Below are 1258 nucleotides of genomic sequence, written 5' to 3' on the forward strand. Positions count from 1 at the left end.
AGCGGCGTGGGGCGGCTTATAACCCCCACCCCAGAACCCGTCAAACAAGAATCTTCACCATTCCTCCATGAGAATGATCAAGGGCGCAGGAAGCCGCTGAGGGCCGCCGCGGCCTGGGCACGGATCTCCGGAACGGCGGTGATTTCCCACAACAGGCCACGAGTCAGCGGCCCCACTACGGCGAAGCCGGGCACGATGTTCCCGGCAGCACCCATCCCCTGGCCATCGGCTCGCGCCTGCAGACCGAGCCCCAACGGCTCGACCAGCGCTAGCCCCTCGCCCAGCAGCTGCAGCATCGGCGCCGTTTGCCGCCACGTCGAGACCCCATCCGGCCCGACACACTGGATGATCCGCGCCACCTGCCGGCGCAGCTGGCCGCCGCCGCGGCGGCGGATCACCACCTCCGCTCCGCCCATTGCATCGCTCCAGGACAGCAGCCGTCCGGCCATGACCTCCAGGCCGCCGGACCGCCGCTGCTCCGCCAGGAAGTCGCCGATCTGCGGCGCCACCCGGTGCCGGTGCAGGTTCCACAGGCTTCGGGCATCGCAGAAGTCTCGCCCGAGCTGAAACATCCCAGCCGCCCCAAAGGCGTTGCACCTGCGGGCTTACGCGTCCAGCACGGCCTGCCAGGGCTGTCCATGCGCCAGGGCGGTACGCGCCGCCTCCCGGATCCGGCGCAAGGCAGCCGGCAGGCCAACACCCTCCGGCAGGTCGACCGAAACCGGTGGCACGGCGCGTGGCAGGTGCGACAAGGGCAGCCAGCCCTGGCGCAACAGGCCCAGTACCGAACCATGATGCCCGTGCCGGCGCAGGGAGATCAGGACGTCCACCGCGGTCAGCCCCGGCCCGACCAGACGCACGGGCGCATCGGGGGCTAGATCCTGCACGGCGGCGGGGTCTCAGGGGTTGCTGAACACTGGCCTCGGCGCCTCATCCGGCGCGGCAAAGCCGCCCACCGCCAGTGCCACCCGATCCACCCGGTGCTGCCGGCCGCCAGCTTCCAGAAGGAAGCCGCTGGACTGCCGTTGCGGTCGGGATACCGAATGTGGCAGGTGCCGCAGCATAGGCCCTTTTGCCGCCCGGAATTGCTCGGCGAGATAGCGCCCGTAGAGCTGCCTCGGCGCGAACACCAGGAAGCCTAGAGCCATCGCCGGAGCGTCTGGCCGCGCGGCCAGCCATTCGGACACCTCGAAGTACCCGCTGCTGCACGGCCTTCGCGCGCAGGATGGTCGCCTCAGATCGCAACGCGCCCCTGCTG

Annotated in this window: 3 protein-coding genes; all 3 read right to left on the bottom strand. The window is 70.2% G+C overall.

Features of this window, described 5'->3' with window-relative positions:
• Positions 1 to 77: 77 nt before the first annotated feature.
• Positions 78 to 572, bottom strand: a complete 495-nt coding sequence (locus tag D2K64_RS23645) for an FAD/NAD(P)-binding protein (RefSeq protein ID WP_120010872.1) — start codon at positions 570 to 572, stop codon at positions 78 to 80.
• Between the two features lie 33 nt (positions 573 to 605).
• Positions 606 to 887 carry a hypothetical protein gene (locus D2K64_RS23650; protein WP_157986113.1) on the bottom strand — a complete coding sequence of 94 codons (282 nt, stop codon included), beginning with the start codon at positions 885 to 887 and terminating at the stop codon, positions 606 to 608.
• A gap of 12 nt (positions 888 to 899) precedes the next feature.
• The coding region (locus D2K64_RS23655) for an FAD/NAD(P)-binding protein (RefSeq protein WP_238384404.1) at positions 900 to 1258 on the bottom strand (359 nt) is incomplete at its 5' end.

Source organism: Teichococcus vastitatis (assembly GCF_003604215.1).
Taxonomy (GTDB): Bacteria; Pseudomonadota; Alphaproteobacteria; order Acetobacterales; family Acetobacteraceae; genus Pseudoroseomonas; species Pseudoroseomonas vastitatis.